Annotated in this window: 18 protein-coding genes; 15 read left to right on the forward strand and 3 right to left on the reverse strand. The window is 61.6% G+C overall.

Annotation, left to right across the window (positions count from 1 at the left end; all coding sequences use genetic code 11):
* Positions 1 to 19: 19 nt before the first annotated feature.
* Positions 20 to 883 carry an isocitrate lyase/PEP mutase family protein gene (locus tag N0P34_RS01790; protein ID WP_275605317.1) on the reverse strand — a complete coding sequence of 288 codons (864 nt, stop codon included), beginning with the start codon at positions 881 to 883 and terminating at the stop codon, positions 20 to 22.
* 206 nt (positions 884 to 1,089) lie between these two features.
* Here N0P34_RS01790 and N0P34_RS01795 point away from each other — a divergent pair, with 206 nt between their 5' ends.
* The 6 genes from N0P34_RS01795 (at position 1,090) to N0P34_RS01820 (ending at position 7,287) form a co-directional block, all read left to right on the forward strand.
* The gene (locus tag N0P34_RS01795) at positions 1,090 to 2,682 is read left to right on the forward strand and encodes an alpha/beta hydrolase (RefSeq protein ID WP_275605318.1); all 1,593 of its coding nucleotides are present in this window, start codon (positions 1,090 to 1,092) and stop codon (positions 2,680 to 2,682) included.
* A 20-nt stretch (positions 2,683 to 2,702) separates the two neighbouring features.
* Positions 2,703 to 4,085 carry an AMP-binding protein gene (locus N0P34_RS01800; RefSeq protein WP_275605319.1) on the forward strand — a complete coding sequence of 461 codons (1,383 nt, stop codon included), beginning with the start codon at positions 2,703 to 2,705 and terminating at the stop codon, positions 4,083 to 4,085.
* Positions 4,082 to 4,825 carry an enoyl-CoA hydratase-related protein gene (locus N0P34_RS01805; RefSeq protein WP_275605320.1) on the forward strand — a complete coding sequence of 248 codons (744 nt, stop codon included), beginning with the start codon at positions 4,082 to 4,084 and terminating at the stop codon, positions 4,823 to 4,825. The genes N0P34_RS01800 and N0P34_RS01805 overlap by 4 nt, the downstream gene beginning before the upstream one ends.
* Before the next feature lie 22 nt (positions 4,826 to 4,847).
* Positions 4,848 to 5,756, forward strand: coding sequence for an amidohydrolase family protein (locus tag N0P34_RS01810; protein ID WP_275605321.1), 909 nt, complete (start codon positions 4,848 to 4,850; stop codon positions 5,754 to 5,756).
* Between the two features lie 96 nt (positions 5,757 to 5,852).
* A complete protein-coding gene (locus tag N0P34_RS01815; RefSeq protein ID WP_275605322.1) occupies positions 5,853 to 6,515 on the forward strand; it encodes a GntR family transcriptional regulator in 663 nt (220 codons plus the stop codon).
* 79 nt (positions 6,516 to 6,594) lie between these two features.
* A complete protein-coding gene (locus N0P34_RS01820; RefSeq protein ID WP_275605323.1) occupies positions 6,595 to 7,287 on the forward strand; it encodes an isochorismatase family protein in 693 nt (230 codons plus the stop codon).
* A 79-nt stretch (positions 7,288 to 7,366) separates the two neighbouring features.
* Here N0P34_RS01820 and N0P34_RS01825 read toward each other — a convergent pair whose 3' ends face one another.
* Together N0P34_RS01825 and N0P34_RS01830 are read right to left on the reverse strand one after the other, a co-directional pair.
* Complete coding sequence (locus N0P34_RS01825) at positions 7,367 to 8,860, reverse strand: aldehyde dehydrogenase family protein (RefSeq protein ID WP_275605324.1); 1,494 nt, start codon at positions 8,858 to 8,860, stop codon at positions 7,367 to 7,369.
* Positions 8,861 to 8,863: 3 nt separating this feature from the next.
* Positions 8,864 to 9,955 (reverse strand): Zn-dependent alcohol dehydrogenase, encoded by a 1,092-nt coding sequence (locus tag N0P34_RS01830; RefSeq protein ID WP_275605325.1) that lies wholly within the window; start codon positions 9,953 to 9,955, stop codon positions 8,864 to 8,866.
* A 203-nt stretch (positions 9,956 to 10,158) separates the two neighbouring features.
* Between N0P34_RS01830 and N0P34_RS01835 the strand changes: the two genes are divergently transcribed.
* The 9 genes from N0P34_RS01835 (at position 10,159) to N0P34_RS01875 (ending at position 20,065) form a co-directional block, all read left to right on the forward strand.
* A complete protein-coding gene (locus N0P34_RS01835; protein WP_275605326.1) occupies positions 10,159 to 11,076 on the forward strand; it encodes an ABC transporter permease in 918 nt (305 codons plus the stop codon).
* Positions 11,076 to 11,906 carry an ABC transporter permease gene (locus tag N0P34_RS01840; RefSeq protein ID WP_275605327.1) on the forward strand — a complete coding sequence of 277 codons (831 nt, stop codon included), beginning with the start codon at positions 11,076 to 11,078 and terminating at the stop codon, positions 11,904 to 11,906. Before N0P34_RS01835 ends, N0P34_RS01840 begins: the two co-directional genes overlap by 1 nt.
* Positions 11,903 to 13,948 carry an ABC transporter ATP-binding protein gene (locus N0P34_RS01845; protein WP_275605328.1) on the forward strand — a complete coding sequence of 682 codons (2,046 nt, stop codon included), beginning with the start codon at positions 11,903 to 11,905 and terminating at the stop codon, positions 13,946 to 13,948. Before N0P34_RS01840 ends, N0P34_RS01845 begins: the two co-directional genes overlap by 4 nt.
* Before the next feature lie 5 nt (positions 13,949 to 13,953).
* A complete protein-coding gene (locus tag N0P34_RS01850) occupies positions 13,954 to 14,928 on the forward strand; it encodes an MBL fold metallo-hydrolase (RefSeq protein ID WP_275605329.1) in 975 nt (324 codons plus the stop codon).
* Between the two features lie 390 nt (positions 14,929 to 15,318).
* Entirely contained in the window at positions 15,319 to 16,011 is a 693-nt protein-coding gene (locus N0P34_RS01855; RefSeq protein ID WP_275605330.1) for an ABC transporter permease, read from the forward strand.
* A complete protein-coding gene (locus N0P34_RS01860) occupies positions 16,011 to 16,793 on the forward strand; it encodes an ABC transporter permease (RefSeq protein ID WP_275605331.1) in 783 nt (260 codons plus the stop codon). Before N0P34_RS01855 ends, N0P34_RS01860 begins: the two co-directional genes overlap by 1 nt.
* Before the next feature lie 3 nt (positions 16,794 to 16,796).
* Positions 16,797 to 17,849, forward strand: coding sequence for an ABC transporter ATP-binding protein (locus N0P34_RS01865; RefSeq protein WP_275605332.1), 1,053 nt, complete (start codon positions 16,797 to 16,799; stop codon positions 17,847 to 17,849).
* Positions 17,850 to 17,861: 12 nt separating this feature from the next.
* Entirely contained in the window at positions 17,862 to 18,908 is a 1,047-nt protein-coding gene (locus tag N0P34_RS01870; protein WP_275605333.1) for an extracellular solute-binding protein, read from the forward strand.
* A 5-nt stretch (positions 18,909 to 18,913) separates the two neighbouring features.
* A complete protein-coding gene (locus N0P34_RS01875) occupies positions 18,914 to 20,065 on the forward strand; it encodes a serine hydrolase domain-containing protein (protein WP_275605334.1) in 1,152 nt (383 codons plus the stop codon).
* Positions 20,066 to 20,163 lie beyond the last annotated feature (98 nt).

Raw genomic sequence — 20,163 nt, forward strand, 5'->3', positions numbered from 1 at the left:
ACTGGCCACTGCCTGCGCTTCAGGTGTAGCGCTTCTCCATTTCGTCGAAGTCGCCCTTGCGGACGGCGTTCTGGCGCATTTCAAAGCTTGCGAGCTGGTCCTTGACGGTTTCCAGCGATCCGGTCTTGAGCAATTCGCCCAGGACATTGTGCACGGACAAAAGCGCTGCCTGCAGTGCGGCATTGGCATAGAGCCCGGCGCCGAAGCCGTATTCCTTCAGTTTCGCCTGGTCGACCGGGGGCGTCTTGCCGCCAAAGACGTAGTTGAAGATCTGTGGGACCGGAAGCTCGCGGGCCACGCGTTCGATATCCTGCAGGTTCACGGGGGCCTCGACGAAGGTTACGTCGGCACCCGCCTCGATATAGCGGTGTGCACGGTCCATCGCATCTTCGATGCCGTTGACCGCGATCGCGTCGGTGCGCGCGATGATCTGGAAATCACCGTCCTGACGGGCGTCAGCGGCGGCCTTGATCTTCTGGATCATCTCATCGGCAGGAATGACGCCCTTGCCGGAGAAGTGCCCGCACTTCTTGGGGAAGTTCTGGTCTTCGAGCTGTATGCCGGCGGCACCTGCGCGTTCATAGGTGCGCACGGTCCGGTAGGTGTTCACCGGATTGCCGAAGCCGGTGTCACCGTCAACGAGCAAGGGGATGTTTACAGTATCGGCGATGACGGCGATGTGCTGCGCCATTTCCGACATGGTGATGAGTCCGACGTCAGGGACACCGAGATACATATTGGTAACACCAGCGCCGGTGATATAGGCGCATTCATAACCCAACTCTTGGATTACGTTGGCGAAAAGCGCATTCGGCGCTCCCGGCATAAGCACGGCTTCTCGGCGAGCCAAAATGCTTTTGAGCCGTGTCGCTGGTTTGGTCACGCTTGTCTCCTTGCGTCCGCATAATGAGCCGTTCCCACAACGGCGCATCCGATCTAGATATGACTAGACACAATCTCTGACGTATGTTGTAAACTGTCAACAGTTGATGGCGCATGAGGTCCTTGTGAGGGCGAATTTCGGAGGAATAGCGCATGACTGTGTTAGAGATGCACCCTCGGGCCTCCGCATCCGCCGTGCGAGGATTCGTGACGGTCGATGGCCGTCGCCTCCACTACATCCGTCAGGGCAATGGCCCCGCAATTGTCATGCTGCATGCCAGCCCCTGTTCGGCAAAGGTCATGTCGGACCTGCAGCTGCGCTGGGGAGCCGAGTTCACCACCTTTGCCTTCGACCTCCCGGGATTCGGACTGTCTCAGCCTCCAGACGGGCATATCACCATCCCGGTTCTTGCCGAGATAATCATCGCTGGAATGCGCGCGCTCGGCATCGAGCAGGCTGCTCTGTACGGGCGGCACACCGGCGCCAGCGTTTGCCTCGAGATGGCAGTGAACCACCCAGCGATGGTTTCCATGCTGCTGACTGACGGCCTGCCGATCTTTGCAGCGCCCTATACCGACGAGCGGCTTGCCCAATATCTTCCTCCGATCGAACCGCGTTGGGATGGTGGGCATCTCACCTGGGCCTATTTCCGCTATCGCGAGCAGCACATGTTCTGGCCGTGGGATTATTCGGTCCTGGAGCACCGCGCCGACGCCGACCTGCCCGATGTCCAGTTCCTGCATCGCGGTGCAGTGGAGTTGCTCGAGGCCGCCGATACCTATGCCCAGACCTATCAGGCCGCATTCCGCTACGAGACCTTACCCTTGGTCGACAAGGTGGACGTGCCCGTCTTCTGGGGCAATCGCCCGGGGGATAGCCAGTTCAAGACCATTCCGCGTTATCCCGCTGCCGCACCCATCCATGTCATGGACCGGGATCCAAAGATTGCCCTTGAGCAGGAACTCGAATTGCTGCGCCTGCACAAGGCCGCAGGTGTCGTTCCAGATTATTTCTCGGGCTTCGAGGCTTCGGCGCTGCCAATGTCTCTTGAGGACTATATCGTTACCCGTCACGGCTGTGTCCGGGTCATTGGCGCCGGATTGCAGCGCGATGGCGTGCCGCTGATCTTTCTGCACGACCTGCCGGGCGGCATTGACCTGCACCGCGAAGAAATCGAGCGCCTCGCCGAGGATCGTCCGGTGGTTGCCTTGGAACTGGCGGGCAATGGCGAGTCCTTCGTGGCAAGCGCGCCCAGCCATGCAATATGGCTCGAGCAGATCGAGGATGTGCGGACCACCCTTGGTTGGGGCGAAGTGGCGCTTTATGCGCATGGGACGTCTGCGGCCCTCGCCCTCGATTTCGCTGGTCGGCATGCCGATCAGGTTGGAGAACTCATCCTGCGTTCGCCGCCAGTTCTTTCTGCCGACGAGCGCGCGCTGTTCAGCGCCCAGTATGCGCCCGATATCACCCCGAGTGAGGATGGCGGCTATTTGCTGCGTCTCTGGCACCATCTGCGCGACCAGGAATTGTGGTATCCGCATTTCCGCAGGGATCATGCGTCACGCCGCACCGCGCCGCCGCGTATCGATCCTGCATGGCTCACCCGTCGGGCGGTGACCCTGCTCAAGCAGCCTGAGCATTACGCGCCGATCTGGCAGGCTGTGCTTGGTCATGATTTGGGTGCGGCACTCGGCGGCATCTCGGTGCCTGTGCGTGTGATCGTCGATCCCAGCGACATTTTCGCCGGCACTGCTGCCGGCCTTGCAAGCGGGTCTGTGCCCGCGGCCGTTTCAGAATAGAAATTTCATCGGAGAATATCATGACCATCGATGCCTCTAACTACACATTGCCGGATATCCAGCGGCAGCCTTTGGAGGCAGTGCGTGCGTTGCAGAACAGTTTGCTGCGCCAGATGGTCGAGATTTGCTACGAGCATCATCCCTTCTATTCCAAGCAGATGCGTGATCTGGGACTGACGCCCGCCGACATCCAGAATGTCGATGACCTGCAAAAGCTCCCCCCATCCTCGAAGACCGATTTCCTCGCCGACCCTGAAGCGTTTCGTCTACGCCCCGAGGGCCTTCCGGCCTCCGAAGCGACCTTGTGGAAGATCATCTATACCACCGGCACCACCACTGGCCGTCCGGCGCCGATCTTCGTGACCAACCATGACCACTTCGCCTACCAGGATTTGTTCCGCACGCGGCAGGATCTGATCGGCCTCAAGAATACCGATTTGATCGCCAACCTCTTCCCCCAGACCTCTTTCCCGATGGGCGCTTATTCGCGCGGCCCGGACGAGGCGGCTGCAGTCGGTGCGGCGATGCTGATCGCCAATACCGGTCGTGTCGACCACTATTACCCGGTCAACCGGAGCACGGACGAGGCTGTCGAAGCCATCGCCCGTCACAAGGCGACCGTCGTCTGGGGTGTTGCCGGCTTCGTCCGCCGCGTGCTGCTGCGCGCGGCAGAATTGGGGGCCGACTTTACCAATGTCCGCATGGTCATGACCACGGGCGAGGCCGCCTCTCCCGCGATGCGCGAAGACCTCCGTCTGCGCATGCGCAATCTCAACTGCGCCGATACCCTGATCGTCAATCGCTACGGCTCGACCGAACAGGGCGGCACCATGGTGGAATGCTGTGATGGCTCGGGCTTCCATAGCTCGCTGCCCGATCAGGTCTTCCACGAAGTGGTCGATCCGGAGACCGGCGCGCGCCTTCCCGATGGCGAAAACGGCATGCTGGCGATCACGCATCTCAACCGCCGCGGCACGGTGTTCCTGCGCTACAAGGTTGGCGATATGGGTGCTCTCGACCACACCGCCTGTCCGCATTGCGGTCGCACCACGGTTCGCCTGTCGTCCAAGCCGGTTCGCACCGGCGACATCATCAAGATCAAGGGCGCGCTGGTCAATCTGGGCAATCTCAAAGCCGAGCTCGACAAGATCGAGCAGCTTGAGGAGTACCAGATCGTCGTCACTTCGGAGTCGGAAACCGATCCGTTCTCTCCTGACGTCTTGTTGGTGCGCCTTGCCCCGGTGGCGGGTTCGGCCGAAAATTTTGGCTCCGAGATCGCAACGCTGGTCACCAAGCTGACAAACCTGCGGCCCCGCATCGAGCTGGCAACCCGTGACGAGATTTTCGATCCTGTGACGATGGCCAAGCCGCGCCGCATTCTCGACCGCCGTCAGGGTCGATGAGCGCACCAAGCGATGCCCTGTTGCTGAGGCGGCAGGGCCCCGTCGCCACCATCACCCTCAATCATCCCGAGCGCGCCAACGCGCTCGACCCCGGCGAATTTCATGCTCTGGCTGCGCTTCTGCAATCAGTGGGGGCGGATCCCGATGTTAAAGTCGTCGTGCTGACGGGGCAGGGGGAACGTGCGTTTTGTGCGGGCCTCAATCTGGCCGATCGGGATGCGATCCGGGCCGATATTGCGTCGGCTGGGCCGACAGGCCTCGGGGCGGTCCTGCGCGTTGCCTTTGGTCTCGAGGTTCCGTTGATCGCGCGTCTCAATGGTTCGTGCGTTGCCGGGGGCATGGGGCTTCTGGGTGCATGCGACTATGCGATATCGGTTCCGACGGCGCGTTACGGCCTGCCTGAAATCCACCATGGCATGATCCCGCATGTGGCCCTCGCCGGGCTGCGCGGGCGGGCGCGGGACGAGTTTCTCGACGAATGCGCCCGTACCGGTGACCTGATCGACGCCCGCACCGCGCTGACTGCCGGATTGATCGACGAGCTGTGCGAGCGCCAAGAGCTGGACGCTGCAATCGACATGTTCTTGACCGCAGTCCTCGCCGGATTGACGCCGGTGCGAATGCAGCGGCGGCTCGCTGCGGACATGGTTGGCGTGCACGACCGGCTTGCAGCTGCCGATCTTGCAGCACGCTTGAGTGCTAAATCGTCGACAGTCGACAGTATTGATGATATTTCTTAGTTTCGGCTTATAGGAGGCCACTTTGGCAGATACATACCAGTTTGACCCCAGCACCACCCAAGACGGCTATGGGGCCATCGACATCGTGGTCAATTTCTACACGCCGCAGGTGATTGCGGAAAAGCGCGTTCCGACGGACGAGAATTTCCGCGACCAAGTGCGCATGGCCGACGACCATCGCCGGGGCCTGACGCCAGAGCAATACATTGAAAAGATGGATCGTGCAGGCATCGAGCGCTCGCTGCTGATCGCTGCCCGTTGCGGTGATCGCCGCATGAGCACTTCCACCGAGATCCCATACGAATATGTCCATGAGGCGGTGCAGAAGTATCCGCATCGCTATTCCGGCGTCGCCGGCATCAATCCGTTGCTTGGTATCGCCGGACTCAAGGAACTCGACTACGCGGTCAACGAGCTCGGCTTTGTCGGCGCTCATCTTTATCCGCATTGGTTCGGCCAGGCGCCGGATGCGGCCATCTACTACCCTTATTACGCGCGCTGTGCCGAGCTGGGCATTCCGATCATGATGCAGGTGGGGCACTGCCTCGTCTACCGCACGGATAACCGTCTTGCCACGGTCGCAAAGCCAATGATGCTCGACCGGATTGCCATCGACTTCCCCGAGTTGACCATTATCGGCATTCATCTGGGCTACCCATGGACCGAAGAGATGATCTCGGTCGCGACCAAGCACAAGAATGTCTATATGGCGGGTGATGCCTATGCGCCCAAGCATTGGGGCGCGTCGGCTGTGCATTTTGCCAATACTTTTGGCCAAGACAAATTCCTGTTCGGCACAGATTGGTGGGTTATTGACCCCGAACGTGCCGTCAAGGAAGTGGACGAGCTGAATTTTCGGCCGCATTCCAAGCGAAAAGTTATGCGCGACAACGCCTTGAAGGTTTTCAACTTGCCAGGTGATGTCGCCTGACGCCACACTTTGTACTTGGTGGCGCCATAGATTGTAGTAAACAGTCTGCCAGGAAATGGCGCCGCCCGTAAAAGCGCTGCCATCGGGGGAGCAAGTATGAGTACGATACAACCGATTGTAGGTGCCTCGCTGAGTTCAGAGGCATTGGACATGGTGGTTGCCGCGATCACGTCGGGCGAGTTCCTTCCTGGGGCTCGCCTGTCAGAAGCTGAGTTGGCTCGGCGCCTCGGGATTAGCCGGGGACCTCTGCGCGAGGCTCTCGGTCGTCTCGAAGGTCGTCTGGTCACGCGCACGCCCCGCATCGGCGTGCGGGTCATCGAGTTGTCCAAGCAGAATATCATCGATCTTTTCTATGCCCGCGAGGCGCTTGAAGGGATGGGTGCCCGGCTTGCGTGCGAGCGCTTGTCCGACAACGAGATCGCCAAATTGCGGGAATTGCTCAATACGGATCGGGCGCAGCCAGAGGTTGCCGCGGGTGCCGCCTATTCGCCGCGCTCGCTGGACGACGATTTTCATCTCTCCATCATCAAAGCGGCGGAGTGCGATCAGATCGAACGCTTGTTGATGGATCAGATCTATTATCAGCTTCGCATTCATCGCCGCAAATCGAGCACACTTCCGGGCCGTGCGCGTGCCGCCCTGGTGGAGCACGAGAATATCGTCATGGCGATGGAAGCCCGTGATCCCGACCAGGCCGAGAAGGCGATGCGCACGCATCTTCGCAACGCCCGCCTGAGCGCCATGGCGGCGTTCGAGTAGCGCCTGATAACTGTTGACAGTTCACACTTTTGGCACTTGAATCGGGCAAGTCATTAGCCGCGATTTCATGGAGTCAGCAGTGAGCGAAAATATCTGGGACGGGGTCATTCCACAGGACGAAGTCGACGCCTATGAGGCCGCCGGCTTCGGACGGGCGAGTGGCGTGGGCAGCAAGCCTGCGCTTCTGATTATCGACGTGCAGTACCGCACCGTCGGCACCGAACCAAAGCCGTTCTGGGAATCGATCAAGGAATTCCCGACCTCGTGCGGTGAAGTCGGCTGGCAAGCCGTCGCGCAGATCGAAAAGCTGGTTGCCCAGTTCCGCGAAAAGGGCTGGCCGATCATCTATCCCTATGTTGCGCCAAAAGAGAACTTCGACACCGGTCGCCTCGCTGCCAAGGTGCCTGCCCTGATGGGTGTTGCCGCCAAGGGCTACGAATTCGTGCCGCCAGTGGCGCCTCAGCCCGGCGATATTCTCCTTCCCAAGCGTCACCCCAGCGCCTTCTTTGGCACGCCTCTCGTGAGCTATCTGGTGGAGCGCGGCATCGACACGCTGGTCGTGACCGGGTGCACCACCAGCGGGTGCGTGCGCGGCAGCGTAGTCGACGGCTTCGCCTATAATTATCGCGTGGTCGTGCCACACGACGCCGTCTATGACCGCTCGCTGACATCTCATAAGGTCAATCTTTTCGACATGAACGCGAAATATGCCGACGTCATGTCGACAGACGAAGCTGTTTCCGCCCTGTCCAAGGTCGATGCCGCCTCGTAACATTTGCGGACACAGTAAATAAAAAGGGCCCGGCAGAGTGATCTGCCGGGCCCTTTGTCATACTGGAGATCCGATCCGATTAGAGCGGCGCCGCCACGGATTTGGTTTCGAGATAGGCGTTGAACATCTCTTCGCCCTTCTCGCGCCCCCAGCCGGACTGGCGGAAGCCGCCGAATGGCAGCGCACTGTCGCCGACGAAGTGCCGGTTGATACCGATCGTGCCAGCGCGGACCCGTGCCGCCATCTTGTGTGCCAGGGAGAAATCCTTGGTGAAGATACTGGCAGCGAGGCCATAGACGCTGGAGTTGGCCTCTGCGGCGATGGCGTCGAGATCGTCGTCGCCAAAGCGCAGTGCCGATAGGACCGGACCGAACACTTCTTCGCGCACAATGCTCGAGTCAGGGGTCAGATTGGCCAGGATGGTCGGCTGATAGTAATAGCCGTCGCCCTCGATGGCGGATGCGCCGGTGATAACCGAAGCGCCATCCCGAACCGCGCGCTCGGTCATGCCGGCAACGCGGTCACGGTGCGCCGCAGTGATCAGCGGGCCCATATTGGTTGCGGGATCGAGGCCGTAGCCGACCTTGAGCTTGCCAGCGGCTTCTGCAACGCCTTCCAGCACGCGGTCGAAGGCCTTCTCGTGCACGTAAAGGCGTGAACCGGCGGTGCAGATCTGGCCGGCGCCGGAGAAGATGCCCGCGGCGATGGCCGGGATGGCGGCTGAGAGGTCGGCATCGGGAAAGACGATGACCGGACTCTTGCCGCCCAGTTCAAGGGTGACGCGCTTGAAATTGGACTGCGCTGCCGCAACGGCGATGGCGCGGCCGACCCCGGTCGACCCGGTGAAGGCGATCTTGTCGACGTCCTGATGCGACGACAGGGCGCTGCCCACTTCGGCGCCGCCGAGGACGACGTTGAACACACCCTCGGGAATGCCGGCTTCGATGGCCAGTTCAGCCAGATAGATGGCGGTAAGAGGTGTCTGCTCTGCCGGCTTGAGCACAATGGTGCAACCGGTTGCCAGCGCGGGCGCGAGCTTCCACGCCGCCATCATGAGCGGGCCGTTCCACGGCACGATCTGGGCGACGACGCCCACGGGATCCCGTAGCGTATAGGCATGCCATTCGCCCGGAGCGGACACTGGAATGGTGCGGCCCAGCAGCTTTGTCGGCCAACCGGCAGCATATCGGAGAAGGTCCACCGATGTGCCGATGTGACCGAGCTTGGCGGCGCCGATCGGCAGTCCGGCGTTAAGTGATTCCAGTTCCGCCAGGACCTGGGTGTGTTCCTCGATGAGATCGGCGAATTTCCACATCACGCGCGAGCGCATGTTGGGCTTCATATCCCGCCATGCGCCCTTGGTGAAGGCGGCTCGCGCTGCGCTGACGGCGCTGTCGACATCGGAGCTGGTGCCGGTCGGAACCTGCGTCAGCAGGCTGCCGCGACCCGGATCCATGACGTTGGACTGGGCTGCGCCGGCGGGGATGACGATCTTGCCGTTGATGAAGTGGCCGAGCTGGCGCGCCAGAAAGGCGCGCGTTGCCGGCTGCAACTCGGGGAGTTGTGCAGTCATGGATTAGACCTCGGCGTGAAAGTCGATGATCTGGCGCACAGGCGTGCCGCCATAGAGGTTCTTGAAGCCATCGTTGACCTGCTCCAGTTCGATCCGGTCGCTGATCAGGTGATCGAGCTTGAGGCGGCCCTGCTTGTAGAAGTTGAGCAGGTTCGGGATGTCGACGCGGAACTGGTTCGAACCCATGGACGAGCCCTGGATCTTCCGGTCCTTGATGAACAGCGAGCCTTCGAACTCAAGCTTGGAGCCGGGCTTGAACATGCCGAGCAGCGTGGCGGTGCCGCCCATGCGCAGCATGCGGAAGGCTTGGTCCGCAGTGACCTGGAGGCCAAGTGCTTCAAACGAATAGTGCACGCCGCCCTTGGTCAATTCCATCACCTGGCCGACGGGGTCAATGTCGGTGGCGTTGATAACGTCGGTCGCGCCGAGCTGCTTGGCGAGCTCGAGCTTGCTGTCCAGACGGTCGATGGCGATGATGCGTCCGGCACCCGCCAGCAGCGCACCGGAAATAACGGAGAGGCCAACGCCGCCGCAACCGATCACGGCGACAGTCGAGCCGGGCTTCACCTTGGCGGCATGGATCACGGCGCCAACGCCTGTCAGGACACCGCAGCCGACGAGGGCAGCGCGGTCGAGCGGCAGGTCACGGTCGATCTTCACCACGGCGTTTTCATGCACCAGCATCTGCTCGGCGAAGGCGGAGAGGTTGGAGGACTGATGAATCACCTCGCCATTGAGGAACATGCGGCGGGCAACGCCGGCGGGCAGCTTGGGTGTGTCGGATTCGCACAGGCTGGGGTGGCCGGTGGTGCACTGCGCGCAGGTGCCGCAGAAGACAGAGAGACAGCCAACGACATGATCGCCCGGCTTCACGTGGGTAACATCCTCGCCCACCGCTTCCACGATGCCCGACGCCTCGTGACCAGGAATATAGGGCATTGGATGAGGATAGGTGCCGTCAGCGAAGTGAAGATCTGAGTGGCAGATGCCGGCGTAAGCTGTGCGGATAAGCACTTCACGGCTCTTCGGCTTCTCGATCGTGACGTTCTCGATCGTCATCGGCTCGCCAGCTTTCCAAACGACTGCTGCTTTCATGTCCTGTCCTTTTTCTGTAGACCGTCGCTCTGAGCGATGCCCCTGTGGGGCAGCTCACCACTCCGGAATACGCTAAAGGCGAAACCTGTCATTGTCTACTGTTGACAGTTTTCGGATCGCGTTTTAGCCTTTCTCATGTTCAGCTTGGCATGGAGTGAATTGCGCAAAGGCAATTTCGGTCCAGCTGGCGTGTAGGAGGCGATATGGCAGGCTTTATCTTCAAGCGGCTGTTGCAGTCAGTTCTGACGATAGCGGGAGTGATTACCGCGGCGTTTTTCCTGACGCGACTGGCGGGCGATCCGTCCGTTTTGCTCTTGCCGCCGGAGGCATCGCCGGAAGACGCCGCGCGACTGCGCTCGGCGCTCGGCCTCGATCAGCCGCTGTTCATCCAGTACCTGCTGTTCATGGGAAATGCGATGACCGGTGATTTCGGCATGTCCTTACGACAAGCCGTGCCCGCCATGGATCTGGTACTCGAGCGTGTCCCGGCAACCATGGAACTCGCCGTCGCATCATTTGCAGTCGGCATCGGATTGGCGTTTGTCCTCGGTATTTTGATGCGATTGACGCGCCAGGGATGGGTGCGTGACGTCATTACCTGGGCGGCGCTTGGGCGGCAGGCCATTCCGGTCTTTTCGTTCGGCCTGGTGATGATCCTCATATTCTCGGTCTGGCTCAGGTGGCTGCCGTCCTACGGACGCGGTACATTTGCGCACCTCATACTTCCGGCGCTGACCCTGGGGACGTACGAGTTGGCGCTCTATCTGCGCCTCTTCAATGCCTCCCTCTCGGCCGAGCAGCGCAACGACTATGTCCGCACCGCCTATGCAAAGGGGCAGGGGCGCATCCAGGTCCTTCTCAAGCACATGCTGCCCAATGCCCTGCTGCCCCTGATCACCGTAGCCGGCATCAATCTGGGCATGCTGCTGGGCGGGACGGTGGTTACAGAGACCGTTTTCAGCTGGCCCGGCGTCGGCCGCCTGATCGTGCAATCGGTCAGCCAGCGCGACTTCCCCGTCATTGTGGCCGGGGTGTTCCTCATCTCGCTCGTCTTTGTCGTCATCAACCTGATCGTCGATATCCTCTACGGATTTCTCGATCCCCGCGTGAGGCTCAATTGATGGCCCGAATTTCATTTTCCCAGGCGACGGCCGGCGTGCTGCTGCTTGTTATGGCCATCCTGGTCATCCTCATTCCGCTGCTGCCGGGCTATGATCCCTATACCCAGGATCTGGGAGCGACATTGTTGCCCATGGGCGGGACTTCCTTCGATGGGAAGACCTTCCTGCTGGGAACCGACACGCTGGGCCGCGATCTTCTTTCCCGGCTGGCTCTTGCCGGTCAGGTGTCCACGCTGATCGGTCTTGGCGCCGTGGCCGTGAGCCTGGTCCTGGGTGTCACCCTCGGCCTCATCGCTGGATATTTTCGCGGTCCTGTCGAAGCCGTAATCATGGGCCTTGCGGACCTCCAGCTCTCCATCCCGCGGGTGCTGCTGCTCATCGCTGTTACCGCCATCGTCGGGCCGAGTGTTTTCAACCTGGCCATTCTGCTTGGCCTGACCAGTTGGGTCGCCTATGGCCGCGTGGCGCGCGGGATGACCCTGAGCCTGCGCGAGCGTGAGTTCATTCTCTCTGCCCGCGTCCAGGGGGCGTCCGCGACCTGGAACATACGCCAGCATCTGCTGCCCAATGTGCTGCCACAAATGCTGATCGTGGGCTCCTACGAATTCGGCATGATCATTGTGCTCGAGGCTTCTCTCAGCTATCTCGGTCTCGGTGTTCAACCGCCACTCCCCAGTTGGGGCATGATGGTTTCGGAAGGGCAGAACTATCTTTCCCTCGCGCCGCACCTGGCCATGCTCCCGAGTATCGCCCTGTTCATTCTGGTCGCCGGATTCCAGTTCCTGTCCCAGGCCTTCACCAAGGAAAACGATCTGGAGATGGTGTCATGACGCTTGCAACAGCGCCTGCCGTTTCGACGGCTCCTGCTACCGTCCTGAGCGTTCGAAACCTCTCCATCAACGCCAAAGCGGCCGATGGCGGCGTCATCGAACTGGTCCGCGATGTCTCCTTCGACGTCTATGAGAACGAAGTCCTCGGCATTGTCGGCGAGTCCGGTTCGGGCAAGAGCCTGACCATGCTGGCCGTGCTCGGCCTGCTTGGCCCCGGCCTCAGCATTGCCGGAGGCAGCATCGTACTGCGCGGCCAGGAGTTGACGAGCCTCAGCTTTGCCGAACTGCGCAAGGTCCGGGGCAAGTCGGTCTCGATCATCTTCCAGGACCCACTGACCACGCTGAACCCGGTGCTCAAGATCGGCGACCAGATCGCCGAGGCGATCCGGCTGCACAATCCGAAAAAATCGGGCGCCGAGATCCAGGCGCGCGTCATCGAGTTGCTGTCGCTCGTGGGTATCCCCAACCCCGAACGCCGTGCGACCCAGTTTCCGAACGAGTTTTCGGGCGGCATGCGCCAGCGCGTGGTCATCGCCATGGCCATGGCCAATGAGCCGGACCTGCTGATTGCCGACGAGCCGACCACGGCGCTCGACGTCACTATCCAGGCCCAGGTGATGAAAGTGTTGGCCGAAGTGCGCGCCCGTACCGGCGCGGCCATGGTGCTGATCACCCACGACCTTGGACTCGTCTCCGAATATGCGGATCGCCTCGCGGTCATGTATTCCGGCCGCGTCGTCGAACAGGCGCCCGGCAGCAAGCTGTTCGATACGCCTGAGCACCCGTATACCGCGGGCCTGATCGCCAGCCTGCCCAAGGTCGACCAAAAGGTTTCCGCGCTCTATTCGATCCCGGGCTTTGTTCCCGATCCCCGCAAGCGTCCGCAGGGCTGTGCGTTCCAGCCGCGTTGCGCCATCGGCCAGAACCGGCCCGAATGCAGCGCGTCGGACCCGGCATTGCGCGCCACCGACAGTGATCGCAACGTGGCGTGCCATTTCGCCGAGGTGACCCCTGACTGGCTGGCCGAACAGCGGGCACTGAGTGCCGCGCCGGTCGATCATGTCGCTGCAAACGATGCGGATACCCAGCTGAAATCGGCGCTCAAGGTCGAGCACCTCAACAAGGTCTTCAACGTGCGCGGAAAGGCATTCCGCCCGCACAAGCTGCATGCCCTGCGCGACATTTCCTTCGATCTCAAGAGCGGCAAGACGCTCGGGATTGTGGGCGAATCCGGTTGCGGCAAGTCCACGTTGGCGCGCGTGCTGCTGCGCCTGGCCGAGGCCAGTGGCGGGGAGGTCTATCTCAACGGCGAGCCATTCTTCACGCTCCGCGGACAGGCCCTGCGTAACAAGCGCAAGGAACTGCAGGTGGTCTTCCAGGACCCCTATTCCTCGCTCGATCCGCGCATGACCATTCATGACGTGATCGCCGAGCCGCTGCGGATTTCGGGTAATTACAGCCGTGCGCGGGTCAACGAGCTGCTCGAATATGTGGGTCTGCCGCCTGAGGCCGGTCTGCGCCGTTCGCCCGAATTTTCCGGCGGACAGCGCCAGCGTATCGCCATTGCGCGCTCGCTTGCGCTTAATCCGGATGTGCTTATTCTGGACGAAGCGGTGTCGGCGCTGGACGTTTCGATCCAGGCGCAGGTCATCAACCTCTTGATGAAGCTCCAGAAAGACCTCGGACTGACCTATGTGTTCATCTCGCACGATCTGTCCGTGGTGCGTCACATCTCCGACGAGGTGGTGGTGATGTATCTTGGGCGGATCATCGAGCAGGGCAAGACCGAGGACGTGTTCGACAGCCCGTCCCACCCCTACACACGGGCGCTCCTCGCCGCGATCCCGCAGATCGGTGGCAGGTCTGATACTGACGGGCTGATCGCCAAGGGCGATTTGCCCAATCCGATGAACCCGCCATCCGGCTGTGCTTTCCGCACCCGGTGTCCGATGGCCGTCGAACTTTGCGCCCAGTCCGAGCCGGCCCTTGTGGCCCATGGCAAGGCGGACCATCTGGCGGCCTGCCACTTCGCCCGGGCATAGAGGGCGTGTCGGGGGGAGAGGGCGTCGAAGAATGGGGCGAGGGCATAAGAAGCCTTCGCCTGCCCATGCCGGCCTTTGGCGGCGTCAACGCGCTGCTCATCGGCGAAAAGGGCAATCATGCCATTGTCGATACCGGCTTGCCGAATGCGGCAACGGCACAGGTCTGGGCTCAGATAGACGAGGGTTGGGCCAGTGGGGCGCGCCAGATCGTCTGCACCCATATGCATATCGACCACATTGGCCAGGCCGGCCCGCTGCTGGCGCGCAGTGGTGCGAGCTTCCTGATGAATGCGGTTGAACATGCCGATGCCGTGCGGCTGACCGGGATGACGCCGGCCCAGCGACTGGTGGAACTCCAGGCTCTCTGGGCCCGGAATGGCTTTGATGCCAGCCTCGCGCGGCTGCCGTCGGATTATTCGGTCATGGCGCCCTTTCCGACCAGCTTCCAGCCTCTTGCCCATGGCGACCAGGTTGATCTCGGGGGCATTGGCTTTGAGGTCCATATCGGCGGCGGGCACTCCCTGGCGCCTGCCTGTTTCTATTCGCGCGGGCGGAAAATCCTCATTGCCGGGGATCAGCTGCTCTCCGGGTCGGGACCGCAAATCGTGGTCCAGAGCGATGATCCCGACTATGACGCCATGGGCGCCTATCTCGATTTTCTTGAGCAAATGCAGGCCCTTCCGGAGGACACCATGGTTCTGCCCGGGCATGGCCAGAAGCTGCCGCTCGGCGCGACGATCACCCGGATCCGCCAGGGCCATCTGGCGCGGCTCGAGCGCGTCAAGGCTGTGGTGACCGAGTGGATGAGCTGCGCAGACATGGTTCCGCTCGTCTTTTCCGACAGGGCGCTGGCCCATCTGCGCAGCCGCATGCCCCACATGATGCCGGCGCTGGCCAATTATCTGGCCCTGCGCGGGCAATTGTCCCGTCGTGTGAATGACGCGGGAATTGTCCTTTATGGTCCCGTCCAGGGGCTTTGACAGAAGTGTCGCATTGGCGGCGAATTGGTTAGCAGACTGTTAGCTTTGACGGGCCCGAAACGCTATTCGGGCCCGTTTTTCGTTCATGCGGAGGCATGAGGGGCTGCAGCAAGGTCTGACATCGTCACCTGCTCGAATTTCGGGGCGTCACAAAGGATTACATGAAAACTGTTGACAGATGACTGTTGATAGGGAAACTTCGGTGTCGAGGAGTCCCTAATGCCATTTTTGTCAAACCGCCTTGCCGCGGTCTTGCTCGTGCCCGCAATGGCGCTGCTCGGCGTGTGCTTGGCTATACCCCTATATTACCTACTTAATTTCAGCACGCTAACCGGCGACTTTGCAGTTCAGGACTTGCAGGGACCAACCCTGAGCAACTTCTCTGACCTGTTGACAGATTCTTTTTTTCTGGGCGTTGCCGGTAAGACATTTCTCATATCGCTGGGCGTAACGGCGGCCGCGCTCGTATTTGGGTTTCCTCTGGCCGCCTTGATGTGGCGCGCGCCGGCTGTCTGGCGTTCGCCGATCGCCATCGTCGTCCTGTCCCCGCTCTTGGTCAGCATGGTGGCGAGTTCCTATGGGTGGATCGTCATCCTCGGGCAGAATGGCGTGATCAACAACGCGCTCATCGCCCTTGGCATCATCCAGTCGCCGATCAAGCTGCTCTACACCGATCTCGCCATCGGCATCGGCCTTGTGCACGTGGTCCTGCCATTCATGGTCTTGTCGCTGGTGGCGGCTCTGGACCGCATCGACATGGCCGTCAGCGAAGCGGCGGCGTCTCTCGGGGCGAACCGGGCGCGCATCTGGTGGCACGTGCTGCTGCCGCTCTGCGTTCCGGGGATCGGGGCGGGTGTCACCCTTTGCTTCTCACTGTCGATTTCGGCCTATGTGACGCCAGCCGTGCTTGGGCCGAGCGGGCCGAACTTCATCACCACCCTGATCTACCAGAATTTTGTCAGCCTCTATGAATGGGGCGCAGGCGCGGCAATGGCGTTCCTGCTGCTGGTCGTGGCGGCCAGTGCCGTCTTCGGCCTGGGGGCGCTGACCAATCTTCTGGCTCCTTCACGGAGGCGTGCATAATGGGCCGCATCCTTTTCGGGGTGGTTGTCGCCCTGCTGTTCACTTTCATCCTCGCGCCGACCGTGGTCATCGCCCTCAGCTCGTTCGGCACCAGCGAGATCCTGGAATTCCCGCCGCAGAATTTTACGCTGCGCTGGTATTTCTTCGCGCTCGCCAAGCCCGAGTTCTTGTCTGCCGCGTGGAATTCGCTGTGGCTGGCCGTCGTCTCGACCGCAATCGCGACGCCACTCGCCATTGTCGCCGCACTGGCCATTACCCGCAGCACGATCAGGGGTCGCGAGGTGTTCCAGACGATCCTGCTCGCCCCGCTCGTGGTGCCATCGGTCGTCATCGGCCTGGCCATCCTCCTGGCGACGTCGCGCATCGGCTTTGGCGGCGGCAGCACCCGCCTGATCGTGGCGCATGTGCTGATCGTCCTGCCCTATCTCTTGCGCACGGTCAGTGCCAGCCTGATGCGGCTTGATCCCCTGGCTGAAGAGGCCGCGCGGACCCTCGGGGCAAACAATATCAAGACCTTCCTTCTGGTCACCCTGCCAGGCCTTGCGCCGGGCCTGATCGCGGGCATGGTCTTTGCCTTCGTCATCTCGTTCGACAATGTGTCGATCTCGCTCTTCCTGGCCAATGCCAGGATGAACACCCTTCCGCTCAGCCTGATGAGCTATGTCGAATATAATCTCGACCCGTCGGTTGCTGCGGTTTCCACCCTCCTCATCGTGATGGCTCTTGTCGTCGCAATTGCGCTCGAGCGCTTTGCGGGTCTGCGCAAGACGCTGGGAGCATAGTCCGTGACTGCACTCAATTGTTCGAACATCTCCAAGAGCTATGGGCGCCTCAAAGTGCTCAACAATGTCTCGCTCTCGATCAACAAGGGTGAGCTGGTCACGCTGCTCGGCCCCAGCGGCTGCGGCAAGACCACCCTCCTGCGCTCCATAGCCGGGCTCGCCGATATCGACGAGGGCAGCATTGTCCTCGAAGGGCGGGACGTGACGCGCACGCCGATCCACAAGCGCCATATCGCCATGGTGTTCCAGTCCCATGCGCTGTTTCCGCATATGAGCGTGGCGGACAATGTGGCCTTCGGGCTCAAGATGCAGGGTGTTGCCCGCGCCGAGCGCGAGGAAAGGGTGAAGAAGGCGCTGTCGCTGGTGCGGCTAGATGCCTATGTCAGCCGCATGCCGCACGAGCTGTCCGGCGGTCAGCAGCAGCGCGTTGCCATCGCCCGCGCTATCGTCACCAACCCAACGGCACTGCTGCTCGACGAGCCCTTTGGGGCGCTCGACCGCAAGCTGCGCGAGGCGCTGCAGGTGGAACTGCGCCGCGTCACCAAGGAGCTCGGCATTACCGCGATCTTTGTCACCCACGACCAGGAAGAGGCCGTGGTGCTCAGCGACCGGGTCGCGGTGATGGAGGGTGGCGTGATCCAGCAGATCGCGCCGGCCAATGAGGTCTACGAGAACCCGGCCAATGAGTTCGTGGCCAGCTTCATGGGGTTCCAGAACATTCTCGATGCCACGATCGAAGGCGTTGCCGATGGGCAGACACGCCTGCGTATCGGCGACACGAGTGTCCTTGCCGATGCACGCGCGCCATCGGGGACTGGTCCTACCCGCTTTGCCATTCGCGCAGAGCGGGTCGCGCTCAAGCGCGCGCAGGAGGGCGAGGGGATCGCCGGCACGGTCAATTCGCTGACCTATCTTGGCGAGCAGAACGCCTTTGTTGTCGACACTTCGGTGGGGCCGATTGTGGCCCGCATCTCCACCTCGGCCGACAGCTTCAAGCCCGGCGACGCGGTTTTTGTGACCTTCGATCGCTCGGCCATTCGACTACTGAATATTTAAGGGAGAAGAATAATGCCTATCTCATTGACCCGTCGCCATTTCCTGGCAACGACCGCTGCTGCGGGCCTCATCACCGGCTTCCCCGCAATCGTGCGTGCGCAGAGCAAGACCATCGTGACGACGCTGTTCGGTGGCGCTTATGAAGAGCACTATCGCCGCATCGTGCTCGATCCGTTTGCCGCCGCGCATGGCGTTGAATTCGTCATCAAATACGGCTCGGCCGATGAATGGCTGAACAATGCGATCGTCAATCGCAACGATCCCGAAATCGACCTGCCGTTCCTCTCGCTGCCGGTCGCCATGCGCGCCATCCGCGTGCCGGACCTCTTCCTCGAGCTGACCCCGAACGACGTGCCGAATTTGGCAGACGTGCACCCGATCTTCCGGGACGTCTATGAGAACAAGGCCGTCGGCTTCAACTATGTCGACTACGGTATCCTCTACCGCGAAGACATGGTCGAAAAGCCGATCACGTCCTGGGCCGATCTGTGGGATCCGTCCCTGGCCGGCAAGATCCTCGCGCCTGCCGCTTCGGCCGGCTCGATGTATGAATTCGTGATGATCGCCGCAAAGCTCGCCGGCGATGGCTCGGACTGGACCAAGGGCGTCGAAAAGCTCAAGGAACTCAAGCCCAATATCGCCCGCTGGTTCAACACCTCGAACGAAGTCGACGGCCTGATCCAGCGCAAGGAAGCCGGTGTGGCTGCCGGTTTTGGCGGCTTCCGCTCCCATGCGCTGATCGATGGCGGCGTGCCGGGCAAGTTCGTCATTCCGTCTGAAGGCGCACCGATGGGCGTCCTGTCCTACCACGTGCCGGCGAACCACCCGAACCGCGACCTCCTGCTCGAGTTCGTCAATTTCGCCCTGGCGCCCGAACAGCAGGCTGCCTTCGGCAATGCCATGCCGACCGGCGTCACCAATTCCAAGGCGGTTCTCGACCCGGCCGTGGCCAGCAAGATTGCCCCGGCGGACCAGCTGCTGCGCATCGACTGGCCGTCGATCCAGAGCCAGTTCACCGAAATTACCCAGCGCATGCAGCAGGAAGTGATCTCGGGTTAATCGCCATGTCCAACGGTTCTCTTCCCATGATCAGCGGCTTTGCCGATGACCGCTTCGCCCCGGTCGCCAGAGCTTTTCGCGAAAATTTCACGCAGCGTGAAGAGCTTGGCGGCGCCGTGGCGATCTACCACGGCAACAGGCTTGTCGTTGATCTGTGGGGGGGAACCCGGGACGCCGCAAGCAAGGCCCCCTGGCAGGCCGATACCATCACGCTGATGATGTCGGTCGCCAAGGGGATTTCCGCGATCTGCGTGGCCATGGTGGCCGATCGCGGATTGCTCTCGCTCGATGCCCCGGTCAGCCAGTACTGGCCGGAGTTCGCGGCCGAGGGCAAAGAAAAAGTGACGGTGCGGGAAGCCCTTAGCCATCTGGCGGGGATCCCTGTCACCGATCTCGCCAAGCCCGGTGATTTCTATCACTGGGACCGGATGATCCCAGCCATCGCCAACCAGAAGCCGCTCTGGCCGGTGGGCGAGCAGCAGGTCTACCACTCCTCGACGCTGGGCTTTATCGCCGGTGAGCTGATCCGCCGGGTGACGGGCAAGACGCTGGGCACTTTCCTCCGGGAAGAAATCTGTGCGCCTCGCGGGTTTGACTATTTCATCGGCATGTCCGAGGCCGAGCGGGCGCGCTGTGCGACGATCGTGGCTTCGGCCAATAATGTGGTCAACGCCGCCAAGCGGGAGCCCCGGGATTCGGTGGCCTACCGCATGTGGCAGGCGGTGCCTGTCGAGGAGGATTATAACTCAACCCTTTGGCGCCAAAACGAAATTCCGTCCGTGAACGGACATGGCACGGCGCGGGCCGTGGCGGGGATTTACAATGCCGTTATCTCTCCTGGGCCCAATGGCGAAAAGCCGCTGGTGAGCAAGGAGATGCTGGCGCAATTCGTGACCGAGCAACGGGCGCGGGGCGAGAATGCCGACAAGGGCCGGCTGCGCATGGCCGTTGGCTTCATGCTCAACTCCCCGCCGCATCGGCCAATGGGCCCCAATCCCGAGGCTTTCGGGCATTCCGGGGCCGGTGGCTCGCAGGCTTTTGCCGATCCGGTGGCGGGTCTGTCGCTGTGCTGGACGACCAACAAGATGCATGATGGCGGCGATATCGGGCCGCGTGCGGCAGCGATCATCGAGGCGGCTTACGCTTCGATTGCGTGATCCGCAAAGTGTCGCATCACGGGCGCGTTGGTTAGCAGACTGTTAGCATTTGCGACCCGTCGGTTGCGAAATCGGGCACACCCTTGTCCAGCAGTTCA

This window comes from Devosia sp. FJ2-5-3, assembly GCF_029201545.1.
In the GTDB taxonomy this organism is placed as follows: Bacteria; Pseudomonadota; Alphaproteobacteria; order Rhizobiales; family Devosiaceae; genus Devosia.